Origin of the sequence: Streptococcus sanguinis (assembly GCF_019928825.1) — a bacterium.
Lineage (GTDB): Bacteria > Bacillota > Bacilli > Lactobacillales > Streptococcaceae > Streptococcus > Streptococcus sanguinis_L.
Map to the genome: position 1 here is coordinate 78,789 of NZ_JAHZOP010000005.1, position 20,235 is coordinate 99,023.

General features: G+C 42.8%; 18 protein-coding genes. All 18 read left to right on the forward strand.

Annotated elements, in window-relative coordinates; all coding sequences use genetic code 11:
- Positions 1–765 precede the first annotated feature (765 nt).
- The gene (locus K1J09_RS10370; RefSeq protein WP_002899594.1) at positions 766–2,448 is read left to right on the forward strand and encodes a GspE/PulE family protein; all 1,683 of its coding nucleotides are present in this window, start codon (positions 766–768) and stop codon (positions 2,446–2,448) included.
- Between the two features lies 1 nt (position 2,449).
- Positions 2,450–3,514, forward strand: coding sequence for a type IV pilus twitching motility protein PilT (locus tag K1J09_RS10375; protein ID WP_002899359.1), 1,065 nt, complete (start codon positions 2,450–2,452; stop codon positions 3,512–3,514).
- A 3-nt stretch (positions 3,515–3,517) separates the two neighbouring features.
- Positions 3,518–4,744: a type II secretion system F family protein gene (locus tag K1J09_RS10380; RefSeq protein ID WP_223323905.1), complete on the forward strand. Its 1,227-nt coding sequence runs from the start codon at positions 3,518–3,520 to the stop codon at positions 4,742–4,744.
- Between the two features lie 169 nt (positions 4,745–4,913).
- Entirely contained in the window at positions 4,914–5,357 is a 444-nt protein-coding gene (locus tag K1J09_RS10385) for a prepilin-type N-terminal cleavage/methylation domain-containing protein (protein ID WP_223315290.1), read from the forward strand.
- Between the two features lie 109 nt (positions 5,358–5,466).
- Positions 5,467–5,910, forward strand: a complete 444-nt coding sequence (locus K1J09_RS10390; RefSeq protein ID WP_223320877.1) for a prepilin-type N-terminal cleavage/methylation domain-containing protein — start codon at positions 5,467–5,469, stop codon at positions 5,908–5,910.
- Between the two features lie 41 nt (positions 5,911–5,951).
- The gene (locus K1J09_RS10395) at positions 5,952–6,392 is read left to right on the forward strand and encodes a prepilin-type N-terminal cleavage/methylation domain-containing protein (protein ID WP_223323904.1); all 441 of its coding nucleotides are present in this window, start codon (positions 5,952–5,954) and stop codon (positions 6,390–6,392) included.
- 123 nt (positions 6,393–6,515) lie between these two features.
- Positions 6,516–7,004 carry a hypothetical protein gene (locus tag K1J09_RS10400; protein WP_223323903.1) on the forward strand — a complete coding sequence of 163 codons (489 nt, stop codon included), beginning with the start codon at positions 6,516–6,518 and terminating at the stop codon, positions 7,002–7,004.
- Between the two features lie 28 nt (positions 7,005–7,032).
- Positions 7,033–8,337 (forward strand): VWA domain-containing protein, encoded by a 1,305-nt coding sequence (locus tag K1J09_RS10405; RefSeq protein ID WP_223323902.1) that lies wholly within the window; start codon positions 7,033–7,035, stop codon positions 8,335–8,337.
- Positions 8,338–8,349: 12 nt separating this feature from the next.
- Positions 8,350–9,837 carry a type II secretion system protein gene (locus tag K1J09_RS10410; RefSeq protein ID WP_223323901.1) on the forward strand — a complete coding sequence of 496 codons (1,488 nt, stop codon included), beginning with the start codon at positions 8,350–8,352 and terminating at the stop codon, positions 9,835–9,837.
- A 44-nt stretch (positions 9,838–9,881) separates the two neighbouring features.
- Positions 9,882–11,294, forward strand: a complete 1,413-nt coding sequence (pilM, locus tag K1J09_RS10415) for a pilus assembly protein PilM (RefSeq protein WP_124765708.1) — start codon at positions 9,882–9,884, stop codon at positions 11,292–11,294.
- A complete protein-coding gene (locus K1J09_RS10420) occupies positions 11,294–11,875 on the forward strand; it encodes a PilN domain-containing protein (protein WP_002899352.1) in 582 nt (193 codons plus the stop codon). Before pilM ends, K1J09_RS10420 begins: the two co-directional genes overlap by 1 nt.
- Positions 11,859–13,445: a hypothetical protein gene (locus tag K1J09_RS10425; protein WP_002917976.1), complete on the forward strand. Its 1,587-nt coding sequence runs from the start codon at positions 11,859–11,861 to the stop codon at positions 13,443–13,445. The genes K1J09_RS10420 and K1J09_RS10425 overlap by 17 nt, the downstream gene beginning before the upstream one ends.
- Before the next feature lie 288 nt (positions 13,446–13,733).
- The gene (locus K1J09_RS10430; protein WP_263280871.1) at positions 13,734–15,449 is read left to right on the forward strand and encodes an SSA_2305 family type IV pilus system protein; all 1,716 of its coding nucleotides are present in this window, start codon (positions 13,734–13,736) and stop codon (positions 15,447–15,449) included.
- Between the two features lie 55 nt (positions 15,450–15,504).
- Positions 15,505–16,593, forward strand: coding sequence for a PRC-barrel domain-containing protein (locus K1J09_RS10435; protein ID WP_125445678.1), 1,089 nt, complete (start codon positions 15,505–15,507; stop codon positions 16,591–16,593).
- A gap of 7 nt (positions 16,594–16,600) precedes the next feature.
- A complete protein-coding gene (locus K1J09_RS10440) occupies positions 16,601–17,665 on the forward strand; it encodes a VanW family protein (RefSeq protein WP_125434475.1) in 1,065 nt (354 codons plus the stop codon).
- Positions 17,662–18,474, forward strand: coding sequence for a prepilin peptidase (locus K1J09_RS10445; RefSeq protein ID WP_185761257.1), 813 nt, complete (start codon positions 17,662–17,664; stop codon positions 18,472–18,474). Before K1J09_RS10440 ends, K1J09_RS10445 begins: the two co-directional genes overlap by 4 nt.
- 34 nt (positions 18,475–18,508) lie before the next feature.
- Positions 18,509–19,108 carry a glucosaminidase domain-containing protein gene (locus K1J09_RS10450; RefSeq protein WP_125434477.1) on the forward strand — a complete coding sequence of 200 codons (600 nt, stop codon included), beginning with the start codon at positions 18,509–18,511 and terminating at the stop codon, positions 19,106–19,108.
- Between the two features lie 167 nt (positions 19,109–19,275).
- A complete protein-coding gene (locus tag K1J09_RS10455) occupies positions 19,276–20,190 on the forward strand; it encodes a hypothetical protein (RefSeq protein WP_125434490.1) in 915 nt (304 codons plus the stop codon).
- Positions 20,191–20,235 lie beyond the last annotated feature (45 nt).

Here is a 20,235-nt window from a genome sequence, read left to right on the forward strand (position 1 = left end):
GATGCTGTCACACTGTCCATTTGAAGGTTGAAAAAGAAGCAGTAAAGGGGAGAAATTCCCTTGAAAAATTGCTTTTTTTAAACCTCGAAAGAAAAAAAAGTCATTAAAAAAACGTTAGAAACGTTGATATAACAAGCTTTTATCAAAATTAAACATTTTTTTAAATGCAATCATTTTTTTCGATGCAAACTTATTGACAAGATGTCAATTATGTCATATACTGTGATAGGTAAATGTTTTTTAAAGCAAATAAAGCTTTTGTTCCTAGCATTTCCTACCCAAATATGCATATCGGTAAAAAGAAAAACCATAAGACAAGAATTCTTATCTTATGGCACTGGCTGCTTGCTGATTTGAGTTAAACCAACTTCACACACACACGGTTTAACCTAAATCTCAAAGCATGAGAAATTTTGCAAGAGAACTTGCTTTGTATAGTATTTAAGAACGCAAGAACAAATGTTTTTGGCATCTGCTTTTTTGCGCCCCTTTTGACAAATCTAAAACGCCCCTTATCAATCCTAGGATTGTTTTAAGGACTGTTTGCTAGGTTTATCAAATGGAGATACTGCTCAAAGCATCTAACTTAAAACATTAAGTTTGGTTCTATTGGTAAATTTTCCATGTACTAGCCTAACTTAAAAAGCTTAAAGAAACCTTAAAGGAAACTTTAAGCGAGGGAGATTTTTTTAAGAAAGCTGTTATCTAATAACGCATAGAAAGAATTGAAGGATTTTTACAAAAAATCACAGACAGGAGAAACAAATGGCACTAATCGCTATATTGGTTCAATTCAATCTGATAACGGCAGCTCAAAAAGAAGAAATTCTTCAAGATATGCCACAATCAAACATGCAGTTAGAGAGATATCTAATCAGCAAGGGCTATGTGACAGAAGAAGATATGCTGAAAGTCATGAGTTACTACTATCGTGTACCTCATGTCAATCTATCACAGTTTGTGATAGAAAAGGAAGCTGTCGAGAAGGTTTCAGAAAAAGTTGCTAAACGTCATGGATTGATTCCGATCTCTTTCACAGATGGGGAAGAGGGAGAAGAACCCAAGTTAATAGTTGCGATGGCAGACCCAAGCAACTATATCGCCCTAGATGACGTTAAAATCGTCTCTAAGATGGCGGTAGAACCTTATGTAACTTTTCGGGATGATATTGAGAAGTATATCGATCAATACTATTCCAAAGGAGAAGAAGCCCAACAGGCAGCGACCGAAATCGAAGGTTTTAATGTGGATGAAGAGATCGTTGAAGAAGATCTCGAAATCAAAAATGCTCCGGTTGTGCGTTTGATTGACTCGATTATCAGTCAGGCAATCAAGACGCGGACCAGCGATATCCATATTGAGCCCTTTGAAAAAGTTGTTCGTGTTCGTTTTCGGGTTGACGGAACCTTGGTGGAAAACATGCAGTTGAAAGCCAATGCTCACTCAGCCATTGCGACACGGATTAAGATCATGAGTGGTCTGGACATTGCCGAGCGACGGATTCCTCAGGATGGACGGATTGAGACAACCATCGACGGCAAAGAAGTCGATATGCGGGTTTCAGTCTTGCCTACTGTATTCGGTGAAAAAATTGTTATTCGGATTTTGAGCCGGAATGCAACTCTCCTCAGTAAAGAGGAGCTGGGATTCTCGCCAACCAATCAGAAGCTCTTTGAAGATATTCTTAAGGCGCCAGAAGGCATTATCTTGCTGACTGGTCCGACAGGAAGCGGAAAGACGACCACTCTCTACACAGCGCTCCGTGAGCTCAATGATGTAGGAAAAAATATCATCACTGTTGAAGATCCGGTTGAGTACCGATTGGAAGGGGTCAACCAAGTTCAGGTTAATAACAAAGCTGGACTGACCTTCGCGAGTGGTTTGAGAAGTATCCTGCGTCAGGACCCGGACATCGTTCTCTTGGGGGAGATTCGGGACGAAGAGACAGCTAGTATCGCGGTTCGGGCCGCTATCACTGGTCACGTCGTTCTCTCGACTATCCACACCAATGACACAGCTAGTACAGTCAACCGTTTGGTCGATATGGGCATCAAGCCTTATCTGGTCTCAACGGCGACTGTCGGTATTATCGCACAGCGCTTGATTAAGCGCATCTGTCCTAAGTGTAAGACTGAATATACTGTAGAAACAAATGAACATGCAGGTATCGGTATTCACAAGGGAGACACCTTGTATCGCGGACGCGGCTGCAACTACTGCAGCGGTACGGGATACTATGGACGTATAGCTATCCACGAAATCATGGCAGTGACAAGGGAGATTAAATCACTAATTAATGATGGTGGAACAACAGCGCAGCTTCGAGCAGAAGCTAAGAAAAATGGTATGCGAGACTTGGCGGAGGAGGCCATTGATATCGCAAAACAGGGGACTACAACGATTGAAGAAGCAATGAAGATTGCCTTTAGTCTAGAAGGGGAAGTTTAGGATGAATTTGGATGAGTTAATTAAGCAGGCGATTGAAGCGGGTGCATCAGATATCCACTTCACGGTTGGCGCTGAGCCAACCATGCGTCTGCACGGGAGGTTAACACAACTCAACAATACAATTTTGACCAACGAAGACACGGTTCGCTTCACCAAGCATATTTTAAATGAGAAGCAGATTGCTCATCTTTTAGAAGTCGGTGAAGTGGACTGTGCCTACGAGGTTGATAATGGCTATCGCTTGCGGGTCAATATCTTTAAGCAGAAAAACAACTGCGGGATTGCCTTGCGGGTCATTCCCAAGGATATTCCATCTATGGAATCTCTGGGATTGCCACCAGTTATCAAAAAGCTAGCTGAGAAACGCCGGGGTCTAATATTGGTTACCGGACCAACAGGAAGCGGAAAGTCAACGACCCTGGCAACCATGATTAACTACATGAACAGCTTGCGGGACGAGCACATCATCACGATTGAAGATCCGATCGAGTATATGCACACGCACAATAAGTGCTTGGTCAACCAGCGTGAGCTGGGAGCGGATACGCAGAGCTTCGGCAATGCCCTCCGCGGTGCCCTTCGTCAGGACCCGGATGTCATCCTAGTCGGTGAGATGCGGGATAAGGAAACGATTGAAATCGCCCTGCGTGCGGCGGAAACAGGTCACTTAGTCCTGTCAACCCTCCACACGGTCGGTGCCGTAAACACCATGGACCGGATTATCGACGTATTTCCAGCCGAGCAGCAGGAGCAAATCCGCGTACAGCTCTCTGCCGTTATGGAAGGAGTTGTATCGCAGCAGCTTATGCGTACAGCGACCGGCAAGGGGCGTGTAGCTGCCTTTGAAATCATGCTGGGGACACCCGCTATTCGCAACCTCATTCGCGAAGGGAAGACCCACCAGCTGCTGACGCCAATCCAAACAGGGGCTCAGCTAGGCATGATTACCATGGACACTTCGCTCATGGGACTCTACCGTCGCAATGTCATCGATCAAAGAACGCTGCTGTCCTACTCAGTGGATCGCGCTCAAGTCGAAAAATCCCTAGGAATAGTGGGGTACTAGAGCATGACAGTATATGTTTGTAAATACTTAGACACTAGGCAAGGAGTCGTCACACTAGAGGTGGACGCTCCTAACCGGACAGACGCCGTCAATCGGATTCGTCTCAAAGGGAAGCCAATCAGTGTCGAAGAAAAGGTCATGGGCTCTAAGGAGATCCACCTTTTCCAAAGCAAGAAGATCAAGCTCAAGGACATATCGCTCTTCTGTAAGCAGATGTCGGTTATGTTAAACTCGGGTATCCCGCTCAACAATGCAGTGGATATCTTAGAGCAGCAGACAGATGCCAAAAACTTGAAGGCAAGTCTGAAGGTTATCAGTAAAGGCCTGAAGGAAGGGAATCAGCTGTCCAAGGCTCTAATCGAGCAAAATGGTCTCTTTCCCGACCTCTTGATCCGTATGGTACAGGCCGGTGAAAAGACTGGTAAGCTAGACGAGGTACTGGAAAGAATGTCTGAGCACTATAATAAGGAGCTCAAGACAAGTCGCCAGATTCGCGGAGCCATGATCTATCCAGCGGTCCTTGCCTTTCTGGCAGTAGCTGCCACCTTGGTCTTGCTCTATGTCGTCATCCCCAACTTCTCGGGAATCTTTGAGCAGAGTGGTGTAGCATTACCTTTGCCAACACGTATCGTCTTGGCAGCTAGTAACTTCGTCCAATCTTACTGGTATATCCTCTTTGGAGGGGTTGGGCTTCTAGTCTTCCTCTTCCTGCGTTATCGCAGTACTGAGGCAGGACGCTACCAACTGGACCAGCTTAAGCTCAAGATGCCAGTCGTCAAAGGACCGATGCAGAAGATTGTCACTGCTCGTTTCGCCAGCACCTTGGCTACTCTTACCAGTGCGGGTATCCCTCTGGTAGAGGCCATTGATTCAGCTGCCGCAACGACCAATAACGCTGTTGTTATTGACAAGCTGAGAATCGCCAATGAAGGTCTGCAAAAAGGGGAACGCCTGACAGGTATGCTAACCTCGACAGGTCTCTTCCCGCCTATGATGCTCTCCATGGTCAAGATCGGTGAGGAGTCTGGGTCTCTGGAGTCCATGCTCAATAAAACATCAGATTTTTATGAAGAAGAGCTTGAAGCAGCTATTAAGCAATTGCTCTCACTATTGGAGCCAGCCATGATCATCTTCATGGGGGTCATCATTGGGGGAATCGTTGCCTCTGTTATGTTGCCAATGTTTGAAATCGCTAATGCTGTTCAACAGGGCGCTGAAGCAAATCAATAAAAAATTATTAAAGAAAAAGTTAGGATTCGCAGAGTACTTGCTCTGCACAAAAAGTTAGGAAAACCGTTCTGATGCTGGGAGTTTGTGGGGTCTCCCAGCTAGGAACAAAACGAATGCCCCTGTGGGCGGAAATAGTAAAAATTATGAAAAAATAGGAGATCTATTCAAAATGTTAAACAAATTGCAAAAGTTCCGTCAGGACTTAAAGAAAAAAGGTAAAGGATTTACCTTGGTTGAGTTGATTGTCGTAATCATCATCATTGCTGTTCTTGCAGCGGTAGCGATTCCAGCTATCACAGGGTTCCAAGACAGTGCGCGTAAGAGCCGTATCGAAACAGAACACCGTCAGTTGGTTTCAGCTGTACAGTCTTATCTAGGTTCTCAAGTAGATCCAGAAACAGCTGATGTACCAAATCTTGATGCTTTGAAGCCATATATCTCTAAAACCTCTCAAAAAGAAGGTGGTCTTGATAAGATTCTTGCACAAGATAACGGTACTGCCGCACACGTAATTGATCCAAAAACTCATACTCTGACTTCTAAATATACTCCAAAGAGTGGCGGAGATGCAAAAACATGGGTTTATAACTGGCGCGAGAACAGTACTAATTAATTGCGTATTATATCTCAAAGTCTAGTAAAACCCTGCCTTTGAGGTGTTTGGCAAAACTGATTATTCATTATTAAAACAAAAATTTAACTACTTAAGGAGAACTATTCAAATGTTAAACAAATTGCAAAAGTTCCGTCAGGACTTGAAGAAAAAAGGTAAAGGATTTACCTTGGTTGAGTTGATTGTCGTAATCATCATCATCGCTGTTCTTGCAGCGGTAGCTATCCCAGCTATCACAGGGTTCCAAGACAGCGCGCGTAAGAGCCGTATCGAAACAGAACACCGTCAGTTGGTTTCAGCTGTACAGTCTTATCTAGGTTCTCAAGTAGATCCAGAAACAGCTGATGTACCAGATCTTGATGCTTTGAAGCCATATATCTCTAAAACCTCTCAAAAAGAAGGCGCTCTTGATAAGATTCTTGCACAAGATAACGGTACTGCCGCACACGTAATTGATAAAACAGCTCATACTCTGACTTCTAAATATACTCCAAAGAGTGGTGGAGAAGCAAAAACATGGGTTTACAACTGGCGCGAGAACAGTACTAATTAATTATAAAAAAACAGATTTAAAAATAGGGAGAACATCAACGAATGCTGAATAGGCTAAAAGAGCTCCGTCAGGACTTGAAAAAAGGTAAAGGCTTTACCTTGGTTGAGTTGATTGTGGTGATTATTATTATCGCAGTTCTCGCAGCAGTCGCTATTCCTTCTCTTGTTTCTTTCCAGGACACGGCCCGCAAGGCACGTATCCAGTCGGAACATCGTCAGCTGGTTCAGGCTGTGCAGTCCTATATTGGCTCGCAAGTCGAACCAGAAACAGCTGATGTGCCAGATCTTAATGCGCTCAAGCCTTATATAGCTAAGGAATCTCAGGGTTCAGGAGAACTTTCTAAGACCCTTGCAACAGATAATGGCAAGATTGCCCATGAGGTTAATAAGACGAGTCATAAGCTGATTTCGACTTATACGCCTGCTAGTGGCGGGGAGCCAATTACTTGGGAATTTGACTGGAGATTGAATAGCGCTAGCTAATAATAGAAAATTAGAGAAAATCTCTATTCCGACTGCCTTGGCAGTCGGATATTACCAAAGTAGTTGTCAGGTGATGACAACTATTTTGGCAATATCAAAAGAGAAAACTAGGAGATATTATCCATGAAAGGAAAAAAAAGACAGGGGTCAACCTTGCCTATGGTTATTGTGGCTATTGTGCTGCTGGTGGCCATGCTGGGTATTATGGCTTCTATAGTAGATACGGGACAGATGCAAACCCAGCGTATGTATAGCTACCTTAAAGCCAAATATATAGCGACATCTGGCTCTCAGCTTGCTTGGGGGGCTTTAGGTGAGGGAGCGTCTTCTCCTCTCTATGCAGAGTTTAGCAGGCGGGCACAAGATAAGGAAGGAAGAATCCCTAAAGATCCTATTATCTCGACCCATACCTTCAAAGATGGTGGTAAGGCTGAGATTGAGATTAATGGAGCCTTTGAGGGTGATGACCGTAGCCCTAGAAATTATGTTGTAACCATTAAATCAAAGTCAACCTTGGCTAATAGTAAAGATTATTATGAGCATGTGGTAATCTTTAACTGGGAAACGCAAGGTATCCGTTCCGAAGAGGGCCACTTAATCTCGGCTAAATAGATGGATAAAAAAATTTAAATAGGAAAGAATGATGAAAAAAATACAAAAAGGTTTTACACTGACTGAAATCATTATTGCCATCATCCTTACGAGTATGGTGGGGCTTCTGATAGGTCTTGTATTTAACACAATGTTTTCAGGCCGCAATATAATCGAGCGGGAAGCTAGTATCCAATCAGAAATGCGAACTTCTATGCAATATGTGGATCGTACCATTGGTAAGGCGACCTCTGTTTTCGTTCTTGACGAGAGCAAATATGGCAAGGATGTCAGAAAAACTGAGGGCTGGAATTATATCGGATTATCACCTGATGGGAAGAAAGTTATAAATTATATTTGGAATAAGACAACCAAGCGCTGGGACGAGTCAGTGTTAGGAACTAATTCTCTCTATGATATGCAACTGGACCTGGAATTTAAGGCAGATGAATCTTATCAGGATAATCGCTTGATTAACTACAATCTGACAGGCCAATATAAAAACTCTAAGAATAAACTCTCTATTGATACAGCAATCTCAGCTCTAAATACCAAGCAGGTTATATCGAAAGTAGCCAAGGGCAAGAAAGGGATCGCCCTTGCTTATCGGAACGATCCTATTGAAGGTCAGGTAAATACAGCTGTTTCTTTCGTTTTTGATACTTCAGGCTCTATGGCTTATGGCCTGTGGAATCAGAAATTGGAACCAACAGATAGTAGAACCCGGATGAATATTTTGAAGACCAAAGCAAATCTTTTGGTTGATGACCTCAAGGAAATAGGGAACGTTAGTGTTAATTTGGTTCGGTTTTCTGGTGATGCAAGTTATATTCAAGAAGATTTTGTAGAGCTAGATAAGGACACAGATACAATTAAAACTAAGATTAAAGCCCTCCCTACAAGTTGGATTACTAACCCTGGAGATGGGCTTCGCTATGGCTTGGTAAGTCTTCAGAGAAATCCAGCCCAGCTAAAATATGTTGTCTTGCTGACTGACGGTATTCCAAATGCCTATACAGCATCTCCTGACGGGATTGGGAAGTATGATCTGACAGCCAATTTCCCAACAAATGGTAAGCAAATTAAAGCTGATCAACCTGTTTCATTGACTACGGAATATGTGGGACAAGTGGCAAAGACCTTCGGCTCTGGTGTTAAGCGTATTAGTGTCATCGGCTTTTCAGGGAATGTAAAAGAAATAAAAGACGGACAAAAAATAGCTGATCAAATCAAAACAGTCGGAAAGGTAGACTCTACCTTTGTCATTGCGACTAATGAAGCTGCTTTGGAACAGACATTTGCTGATATCAAAAAGCAAATTCAACAAGATCTTTGGTTTGTGTCTGGTCCGTAGAAAGGAAGAGCGATGAAAAAAATGCGAAGAACCAGAGGTTTTACTCTAGTTGAGGTTTTGATAGCCCTCGTTTTGATAGGGGTCATTGCAGCAGGATTATTGACTTTCTTTTCTACTGGCTACCAGAATATTCTGGGACAGCGGAATCAAAATGCTTTGAACTTTGATATTCAAGAAGATTTTGAAACACGGCTAGCAAAAATTAAAAAAGATGGTGGAAGCGGCAACGATGTTGAAACTTTCACCTATCGTATAGGTAAAAACGGCCGGAGTAACAGCGTTAGCGTCAAGGGGACGACCCTGTCTTATAAAGATAATAAAGTTAAGAATATCCATCTCTTTGTCGCAAATAAAAAGGAAATCCCCTTGGATATTCCTGAGGATTTGGTCGTTTCATTAAAAGATACAAATCGCTATTACTATTATGCTGGTGAGACTGGTCCGGCAGGTCAAGCAGGCTTCAAAGACAATAAACAGTCTACAAAAGCTAAGATTCATACCAGTTCTGCCTGGTTTTTGAGCGAGTCTAGTATTAATTATAATAATAGTCGGATTGTGCCAGTAGGTACACTGGGTTCTAATGTGCAGGACCAAGGTTTTGGTATAGTATTACCTAAGATGCCAGATGATTTTCAACAAATAAGTAGTAATGAGAAACCGATTACTATCACAGATGAGATGCGCGGACGTTATCTCACCTTTGCTGCAAGAGGAATTAACTCATTTGGACGTGTTGGAAAATACCAAGAAGCTACACAGCGAATTTGGGTTATGGGTCTTCCTAATCGTGGGATGAGACCTAATCTAGTGCTTCATACAGATGCTGATTTAGCTCTGATGCGGAACTCTGATAACACAATTTCAGCGATACCAGCTGATGGGGTAGCGCACACTAATACTGTTGTGGCAAACTATGCGGAAACTAAAAAGAATGGAGTCTATGGAGTTGTTATTCCTGTTATCAACTATAAGGAACCAGCTATCAATCAGACCAGACAGCTAATCGCTCTTAACGACTCCAAAATTCAGTTTAGTAATCACGATTTCAATAAGGGTTATACGACCTCAATTTTAATTGGGAATCGTCAGCAGACAGGCTCGCTGTTAACTTATAAGCTAGATAATTCCTTGAACTGGACAGTTAGCTTGGAAGCTAATGGTAAAATTGCTATCGAGACAGTTGATAACACTAATGCTAATAATGGTGGTCGACAATATGCAAATGTTGTACTAGATTATACAAAGGATAATTCCATTCAGGTTCGCGCCTCTGTGACAAACAAGATTTTAAAACTTGAAGTCTTCGTCAATGGTGCTTTAGCTCACACACACGAACTCTTCATGGAGCGCAATGGTGTGACTCATGATATTAGGAGAAGTCAGATTATATTTGGCGGAAAAACTTTTATAAATGAGTTTGCTGTCTATAACAAGAAGTTGACAGACAGCGAGATTAATATTCTTGCTGAGTATTTCAGCGACAAATACAGAGCGAAATAATTAGGGAAATAGTTTTTAGGAAAAATAAGGGAGATTAGGAGATTATGGCAAAAAATATGTTTTCGTCCAAGGGGCGCAGAAGAGCTCTGGACGAAGAAGATAATGAGAAAAAAGGCTCATTTTTAGGAAAATTAAATAAACCGCTCTTCTCATCAAAAGGGAAACATAAAGAACACTTATCTATTCAAGGAGTTCAGATCAAGTCAGATCGTCAAGAAGACTTTGACGATGAGGAAAAGTCAACGGCAAAAGGGAGCTTCTTAACCAAGCTCAACAAGCCGCTCTTTTCTAAGAATAGTGGCAGTGATGATATGCCTGCTAAGTCTGGCAATCGTTCGCTCTTTGCTAAGAAAGGCAGTGGTGTGGCGAGTCAACCGGTCACTAGAATGCATGCACCTTACACTATGTTTGGCAAGCCAATCAAGGGCAATCTGATGGCCATTGACTTCACTGACGAATCAGTCTATCTGGTTGTTGCTAGACAAAAGCGCAATGAACTGGAGATTATCAAGATGGCTTCTGCCAATCTGCCAGAAGGTGTTGTACTGAATAGTGAGATTATCGATCCGATTACTCTCAAAAACATTATCAGCGACCTGATGGAGCAGCATGCGATCACTGCTAAGTACGCTTTCTTTGCTCTGGGCAATACCAATATCATCGCCCGTTCGGTTGATGTGGCAGCTAGTGTGCAGAATGATGAGGATATTGAGGGCTTGGTATCTTACGAGCTCCAGCAATACCTGGATATTGATCCGACTTCTTATGTTATTCAATTCCAAGAGCAGGAGTCTAATTCAGCTTTTCCGCTTGATGAAGATACTCGCTCACTCATGGTCTATGCTGTGCCAAAAGGCGTGGTAGAGCAATATCTGGGCTTGGCTGAGAATTTGAAGCTGACACCTTATGTCTTTGACCTTCAGTCTAATACCTTTGAAAAATGGCTGGAACGCGTTCAGGCGGTTAACAATCGTGCCAAGAAGCTGACCAAGGAAAATGTCGGCATGGTACATCTGAGCAAGAGCTTCATCGGTGTTTATCTCTACTCAGAAGGCAAGTTTGTGACCAGTAACTATCTCAACCGTGGCTACAAGGATATCCTGAGCTATGCAGACGACGCTAGCCTGCTGCAGAAGCTTCCAGCAGTGGCTTCAGATGATCTGGACACAGGTCTCTTGAAGAGGGCCTTGGATGAGTGGGTGGCTGATGCGAAGAACCACATTCTCAATACTGAAAACTTCTTTAGCGGGTCAACTGGTCTCAACATTGACAGCTTCTACGTCTTTGGTGACCAAGACATCTGCTGGCAGTTGGCAGCTATTCTGAAGCAGAGCATGAATCGGGAATTCATCTCAATTGATAATGTAGATTATGAGAATGTACTGTGGGAAGGTTCTGCCGAGTTTAATGCGGAGTTCATTCCGGCTACAGCCATGTTGATTAGGAGAGCGAACTAATGCGGAGAGATTTAAACTACTTTTCAAAATATCATGTGGCACCGGCTAAAACCAGTCCACTAAAACTTGCTGCTATTTCCGCTTTTGCTGGGATTGCAGCGATTATGATTGTGCTGATTGGCTTTTTCCAGTTTAGCGCTATGCACCTCCAAGGCGAGATTGACCGGGCGGAGCAGACACTCAAGAGTCCAGAGATGGCTCAAGAGCTGAAGGCAGTATCAGAGACTGAAGATAAGATTGTAACGGTCAAGAATGACGAACTTCTCTTTACCAGCCTAGAAGGCGACTTCCGCCGCCTGCACCGAGTAAACAAAGCCTTTATGGACTTCCTTAATAAAAACGTGACACGGAACCTGGTCTTTGACGATATCAAGATTAATAACGACAATGTAGAAATCAATGGTTCATCTCAAGAGCATCTTTCTATCGCTAAGTTTGAGGAAGAGCTTCGTAAATCTGAGAAGTTTAACCATATTTTTGTGGATAACATTACTCGCGAGGAAAAGGATAACAATACAGTGTACAAGTTTAACATTAAAATTTTGACGAAGGATGTAGATTTCAATGAAGAGCAAAAATGAGAAAGAAAAGAAAAAAATCCTGAGTAATTTAAATGAGCGTGACAAGAAATTGTTGGCCTGTGTTGGAGGAGTAGCGGTACTTGCTGGTGGTGGGTATCTGGTAACAAATTCTTATACACGGATGGCGCAGTTAGCTGAAGAGCATGCAACTATCTCGACAGAGTTGGAAGGCAAGAATGCCAAGATTAGTCAGAGGAAGTCTCTTACCAAACAGCTCCAAACTCTGAATGCTAAGACTCTGGATCAGGCTAAGAAATACTATGGTACGACCAATCAAGGGGAATTCATCTTCTTGATTGACAAGCTAGTCAACGAAAGCGGTATTAAATTCAAGTCTGTCAACTACACTGAGAGCACAGAGTTGGAACTCCAGCAGGAGGGATTGGCTGCGACTTCGTCCAAGGGGCAAAACTCCAACTCTTCTGGTACGACTAGCAGTTCAAGCTCGAGTGAGACGTCTTCTTCATCCAGTACGACCTCTAGCTCGTCTGGTACATCGTCCTCATCTTCATCTAGCAGTAGCTCTTCATCAGATGCGAATACTGCAACAACAACTGCAGCTAATACAGCGACACCAGGGAACGGAACGACCAATAATACCAACATCACGCAGATGACAGCGGACATTGAGTTCGAAGGAACTTATACACAGGTTCTGAAATTGTTGGAATTGATTGATGGCAATCAACAAAAAATCGTTTCCAGCGAGCTGGAATTGGGTGGAAAGAAAAGCCTGTCTAGCACGGAGGAAAATAAAAACCCTGATCTAACCAGCGGTAAAATCAAGCTACGTTTCTATCAGGTTAAAGACGTCGAGCGCTATGTGACTCTAGAGAGCAATGTCGATAAGACGCCTATTCAATTTGCCAATTGGGAGTCTCCATTTGCGATTCCGACTTGGCAGGCAGGCTCTATCTCTGTAACAACAGCTGGTGGTGGCACAGATGCAACTGGCAATAAGGGCAGTTTGGGGGCCGCAACAACCAATACAACTAGCAGCGCGAATGCTAACAGCAGTACCAATCTAGCTCCATCTTATCTGGAGCAGCTTAGCACTCAGTCTAGTCGGAACGATGGTCTGTCAGCTTATTACAATTCATCAACTATCTACCGCTTCGAGTCACCTCTTAAGCTGATTCAGTCAGGTGGCAGCAATCAGTATGATGTGACAGTTGACAATACGGACTTCCTTGAAGGTTCAGGTTCCAATGTGGTTAAGATTCCAGCAACCAAGTCTTCTACTATGTATGAAATGGAATTTGCAGCACCGTATGTATCCTTGAACAATAAGCCGGATGCGATCAGCTTCTCTCTATCTATGTCTAATCAATGGCAGGGCAAGATTGGCTTGATTGTTAAGAATGCCAGCGGTCAGAAGATTTATCTTCATGTCATTCGTCCCAACAGCTGGACTGGCTGGCGCGAAGTTAGCTTCGATCCTGAAAACATTCCAGGATTCAGCTATCCAATGACTATTGTAGGTTACTACTTCGAAACTCCGAGCGGAGAAAGCCCTGAAACGACTATGAAGCTGGATAACCTATCTGTGAACAACTTGGTAGTTAGCTAAAACATTTTGAAAAAATACCAAATAAGTCTATGGTTTAAAATTTCAAGAGCATGACTAAATTTTTCTTAAAAAAATGCTAAAAACCAAGTTATTAGACTAGTATTCACGGTGCATTTATAGTAAACTAAAACATAGAGATATTTGAAGTATAATACAAGCAAACTCAGAATAGACGCCCGAGTCTATTTTGGGTTTTAATGGAGTTTATGGAAAAACAAAATCAAGACTGGTTTTGCATTGAAAAAGTTTAATATCATTTAGAAAGTGGGGGGTGTCGAAAATATTCAAATGGCATATTTTTTACCTTTTGGAGCAGGGCTTATAGCGCTGCATACGATTAGCATTTTATTTGTTTCTAGGATTTCATTAATAAAGCGCCTTTTTCTCGTAGTATGGGTCATGCTATTTGCGATTGGTGCTCCATTCCTCTTTCAACAAGTTCCCGGCATAGCCTTTGTTGGACTCTGTGCCTTGGCCTTGGCTGTCTATATGGTGCTGCTCTTTTCACAGGAGCTAGCTCCGGTCAAGAAAAAAGCAACTGCTTCTACGCGAAGCAGAAGCCAGAAGCATGCTAAGAGCTCGCGGAAGAAAGTGCAAGCTAAGGAAGCAAGCTTGTCATCCGCTAGAGATTTGAACTTTTCCAATGCTTCAACCGGCAGGATGAGAAAGGAAAGTAAAGAAAGGGTTCAGGCTGAGGAAAGTCCGGTAAGGCAGAGAGTATCTGCTTCTGGTCGCACCCTAGCAGACCGTTCTATCAAAAAGGATATGACAAGATATGAGAAAGTCAAACCTCTCTACCCTGTTGATAATTTGGCTACAGCTCCTGCCTTTGGAGAATACGAGCCAAACAGTCAGCTAGCGGCAGCTGAGGTCGGCATGGTGGGTATGGAACATAGCTCACAAAAAGCCAATGATGAATTTTTGCAGTCTCTGCTTCATCACCGCAAGGGTTCTACCAAGATTAAGGTGGCCAACTCTCTGATTCAGCCTACGGAAGCAAATGCAGCCGGCAATCAAGGCTATACAGATATAGATGATCCAGCCTTTGAGACAGCTGTTCTGTCTAAGATTAGACCGATGTCCTATACTGAATCTAGCTATGGCAACTTCAGACCGCAAGCAGTTGAGGTAACAGGTGTTGTTTCTCAAGATGAGGAAGAATTTTTCACTGAGCAAGAACAAGCTCAGCAGCCAGTGGCAGAAGAAGTAGGAGGCAGCAGCCTGGAAGATGTTTTTGCTGCTACGGGAGATATCAAACCAGTTAGAGCAGAAGAGTCAAAAGCAGCAAACAGCTTAGAATCTCTCTTCTTTGCTGAGGAGAAAGCTGAGTCAGAGGCTCAGATGGACTCAGTCTTCAGCCAAGCTAGTGCAGAGCCAGAGTTTTCTGCTGCTGAAGAGTCTATGGTTAGTCGTGATCGCGCTGATATTCAGGGCTATCAAGACATTCTCAGCCAGATTCAGCATGATTTGCTGGGATCTGAAGAGGAAGATTTGACTGCTGAAGTGGCAGAAACTTGGGAGGAAGAAAGCAACTTCGAACCTGCAGCTGAAACGTTTGAATTTGAAGAAGCTGCTGAACCAGCAGTTGTTCAATCAGTTTCTGAAGACACTCTTTGGACACAGGCTGAGCCTGTTCAAGAAGCAGTTGCAGATGAAACAGAAGAAGACTTGCTCAAGGGAATTACAGACATCCTCAAAGCTGAGGAGGTACAAATCAAGGCTTCTTCAGTCGCTCCAGCTGCAGATGAGACTGAAGAAGATTTGCTTCAGAAAATCACTGACATCCTCAAGGCTGAGGAAGCAGCAGAAGCACAACCAGCTGCAACAACTGCGGGAGATAAAGAAGTCTATTTCCAATTCCTTCTACTGGAAAGTCAGGAATTATTGGCTTCTAATGCAGTTCAAGAAGCTGAGAGCTACCTGAAAGAGATTGTCCAAGGCAGCTCAGATCAAAATCTTCGTCAAGAAGCGTTCAACATGCTGGACAAAATCGGGAAAAATTAATACTATATAAACATACAATTGATAGTAATCAATTAGAAGGGTTTTAGGGGAAATTATGAAAAGTTGTAAAACAATCACAGGGACCGTTGTCATTGAGATTGAAAAAGGGATGGGACTGGGTGAAGTCCATGAAGTCTTTGTCGATGAGGGGGTCAATCTGACTTTTGTCATTAAGTCAAAGCAGTCTGAACAGCCTTTTGCCTTGCTGTCTAGCAAGAACATCCAAGGCATCGGTGACTTTGCGGTCATGGTAGAAAACAGCTCAGTCTTTCAAGAGCTGCAAGAAGCTGACCTGAAAGTATTGAATGACAAACAGGGCAGTATCTTTGACGAAATCGTCATTACAATTGATGGAAACAAGGTGGGAACTGTTGTTGACTATCATATTGACGAGAAGAATGAAATTGGCTACTTGGTGGTTAATTCTGAAGATGCCAGCGAGGAAATTCAGATTCCTAAATCACGCATCTTGATGATTGGTAAAGAGTATATCATCCTCAATGATGAAAAAAAGGCAGCTCCTCATCTTGAAGCAGATGTAGAGATGGGCCGTCTGGCTGCAGCAGATCTGCTCCATGAGACTGAAGCTGCAAAACCAGCTGAAAAAATTGAAGAAGTAGTTGCTGAAGCACCTGTATTCGAGCCAGTTGTAGATGAAAAAGTAGATGTAAAAGAAGAAGCTGCGACAGATTTGACAGAGGCTTTGGCTGCTGTAGGTCTGGGTGCTGCTGCTCCTGACTTGGAGTTTTCTGAAGCAGTCGTAGAGACAGCAGAAGAGCCAGAAGTTCAAGACTTGGTACAAGAAATGATAGCTCCAGCTGAAGAAGAAGTTGAAGAAACAGATGCAGCGCTGAGTCTAGATGCTGCTTTGGAAGAAGTATTGGCAGTTCCTGCTGAGGAAGTAGAATCAACAGTCAGCACAGCGCCAGTTGCTGAGGAAGACTCTGCAGCAAAAAAAGCTGTTAACGACTTTATCGATCAGCAAAAACGTCTTCTGGTAGGCAAAACACTGCAAAAAGATCTTGTTAATGCAGATGGAGGAGTTATCCTGAATGCCGGAGATACTGTTTCAGATGACATCATTGATTTTCTTCGCCGTATCGACCGTAAATTCCTTATCCGCTTAGCTGAATGCGTAGTATAAGGTTGGGATGAGATTCATGTCAAGAAGAAAAAGAAAGGTTTCATCAAAATATCAAAAACTACTTCCAGCAGCGACACTTGCTGCCTTTCTGCTGGGTAGTTTATTTTATGTCATTTTTGTCTTTAATCCAACGATTGACCTGAGTATCAATGGCCGTCCCTCTATGAAGGTACGCTCTCGAAGCGAAGCTGAGATTGAAGTTTACAGAGAACTGCCCTATAAGGCTACATTTCAGCTGACTACGGGGCAACACTTCTCTGTAGATATGCGCTTTTTAGGACTGAGCTATTTCACAGAAGAAGAGCTTAAGCGGCTGGATAATATCTCGGCCAAGACAGTCTGGGATAAGTTTACACCGTTTTTCGATACCAAGGAAAATCTACAGATTTCCATCTATCCTAACCGTCTTTTTTGGCTTAGACCTTTAAACGATGTCTTAGCTGCCCATCCTGATGTTCTCAGTCAGCTTCCAACGACAAATCATCTGGTTATGGACGGCGAGTCTAATGTAAAGGTGGGAGATAAGTCTAATGGCTATAAGATTGACCCTGCTGCTTTTATCCAAGCATCTGAGGAGATTGCTAAGACTGGTAAATTTGATGATGTCAAGGTTGAGAGCACGCCTGTCGAAGCAGAAGATCAGAGTGAGCTTCTGAGTCAATATACGCACTTTATTGAGCGTAAGGAAGTACCACTACCGACTAACGCTGCCCAAGCTCAAAACATGAAAACAGCTTTTTACAAGCTGCAGAATGTTTACTTGGCTCCTGGCGAGACCAAGTCAATCTCAGAGTTGCTGGGCGCTTTGAATGCAGAGTCCGGCTACCTGCCAGTCAAGGGCAAGGATAATAAAGAAGTTTACGGTCAGGGTGCTGAGCAGATTGTAGATGCCATTCAGCAGCTCGCCTTTTCACGGACCAATGTTATTTCCTATCGAGGACAGTATTTCAACATCGGAACGCCTGCTGAAGGTTTGACCGAATTGACCATTCAAAACAATACAGAAGCAGATATGGTATTTTCATTAAGTTTGGAGGAGGGGCAAGTATCCATTATTTTGGCATCTAAGTGATACTCAAGGGAAGTCTAAGTTTGACATCTTCACCTGAGATTTTCAAAGAGTATAAAAAGGGAAAAATTATGATTGCAAGTTTAGTATTTATATTAGGTGTCGTATTTGGGAGCTTTTTCAATGTCGTCATCTACCGTGTGCCACTAGAAAAGAGCATTGCCAAAGGTCGGTCTATGTGTCCGTCCTGCGGTCATGTCTTGACTTCGGTGGAACTGATTCCGGTTGTGTCGATTATCATGCAGGGCTTTAAATGCAAGCACTGCAAGGAGCCGATTTCACCGCGCTATCTCATTGTGGAGCTCCTGACGGGTATGCTCTGGCTGGCCTCTTATCTGATCTTTCAAGATCAGGGGCCATGGATGGTTGTTTCAGCCTGTCTTTTGGTGTCGCTTTGCCTCATTATCGGTTATATTGATTTTGATACTCAGTACATCTCGGACTCGGTTCTGCTGGTCTTCTGGCTGGGCCGCATGGCTGTTGCGTTTTTTACCAATGAATTCAATTGGGAACTGCTCCTTTCGCTGCTAGTCGGCGCTGGTCTCTACTCTCTCATTTATTTTGGGGCCAAGGCTTATTACAAGAAAGAGGCTTTCGGGATGGGTGATATTCTTTACTTAGCTGCTCTGAGCAGTTGGTTTAGCCCCTTGAATACGCTGATTTTGGGATATGGTTCTTTCTTTGTAGCTGGAGCGATTCTCTTAATCGCAACCATCTTTAAGAAATTCAAATTTAAGTTGAAAGAAGAAGTCCCTTTTGGTCCTGCTATGAGTATCATGGCGGTCATCCTATATTTCTGGGGAGGAATCTAGGAAACTAAAAGCGACAATAGAAATGGATAAAAAAATGTTTAGGAAGAAAAAAGTTATCATAGCATTAGCGACAGCTACTGTTCTTTCAGGCAGTGTACTGCCTGTCAGCCACCTAGCGGCAAATGAAAAGGCCAGTCTGGATCCGTCTTTAGTGCAGGTATCAGATCAGTTTCAGGCCAAGAAAACAGGAGCAGTCGTCTTTTCAGAAGATGTAACAGTGCCAAGCACAGTGTCAGCCGATTTCATTGATAGTCGTCTGGCTGGCACGCCGATGGCTGGATTGGGAAAAGCTTTCAAAAAAGCAGAGAAAGATCATGGAGTTAATGCAATTTTTCTCGTAGGGCTGGCTATTCACGAATCGGATTACGGCCGCAGTCAGATTGCTCAGGCCAAGCACAACTTGTTTGGTTTCATGGCTTATGACTCCAGTCCTTTTTCCAGTGCAGGAAATTTCGCAACATTTGACGATGGTATAGATACCGTTGCCCGCTATCTTAGCGAGCACTATCTCAAGCCTGGCGGTCAGTTCTACAATGGTAAGAGCATGGCTGCTATCAATGTAAGATACGCATCTGACAAAACTTGGTCAAACAAGATTATGATTCGTATTCGAAATTTTTTGAAAAAAGGTTAAGGAGGCTGGGACAATTGTGTCTCAGCTTGCTTTATTATAGAAAGAATTTCTTTTGGTGAGGCGACTGATGGAGTTTTTGCTGCTCTCTGGGGCTCTAAAAATTCCTAATCATCCTCTCGGGACTAAAAAATAAAAAAATTGCTTCTGTGATATCTACATCGTCTTTTCTGGCGAAAAATGACTTAATTAGGGGATTTATGAAAAAAAAGTTTGACGTAAGCGATGTGTTAAAGGAAGCCTGGGGACTGACTGTCGATTACTTTTTTGTATGGACAGCAGGGCTTGCTATCATTCAACTGCCATTTTTTATTCTGGGGCTGTTAATTCTATTTTTTTCTCCATGGACTTCTACATTTCTTCCAAGTATAATTCTGTTTGGATTTCTGTGTGCATTTGTGATTGCTTATATCCATAAGTTTTCCTTGACCATGGTTCGTAATCCGCAGATGGTGCGAAGAAACTTCTGGAGGGCTGTTGGCTACAGTATTTCTGATGGCTTTTTTGGGCGTTTGCTTTCTATGTCTATTTACGTCTTCATCTTTTTCTTGGCTATGTTACTTCTTTTTGTATACTTGTATCATATGTGGGTGCCTGGTTCAAATGTTCGGGAAATCTGGCATGCTTTGGCTATTTGGGCTGTAAATAATCGAGAAAAAATGACAAGTATACTCTTTCTGATGTTTTTGATAGCACCAATGTTTAACTTGTTGTTCCATTTATTTTACAGTTATTTTATCGTCTCTCACTTCTTCTTGTTGCCCTATATTATTCAGGATACCAACTCCTCTGATAACCTCTTGCGTCCTCTGTCAGCCTTTGGCAGCTTGGGTAAGTCCTTTTCTCGTATGAATGGTCAGAGGGGGCGTTACTTACTGGTAGAGCTTGTCTTAAAGCTTATTCCTGTAGTATTGGGTCTAATAGAAGTTTTGAGTTTACTTTTTGGCGATGGCGTGTCTAATGTTGTGGGAATGATTGTTAGTATGATAAATGGCTTTTTGCTGATTTATGCCTTGGCAGCCCGTTCGGTTATGGCTGACATCCTGATGTCTTATGATCGGGAAATAGTTAATTTTGGAGATTAATATTTATGAAAAAATTAGAAAGGGTTTTAGGATTTAGGATAATGA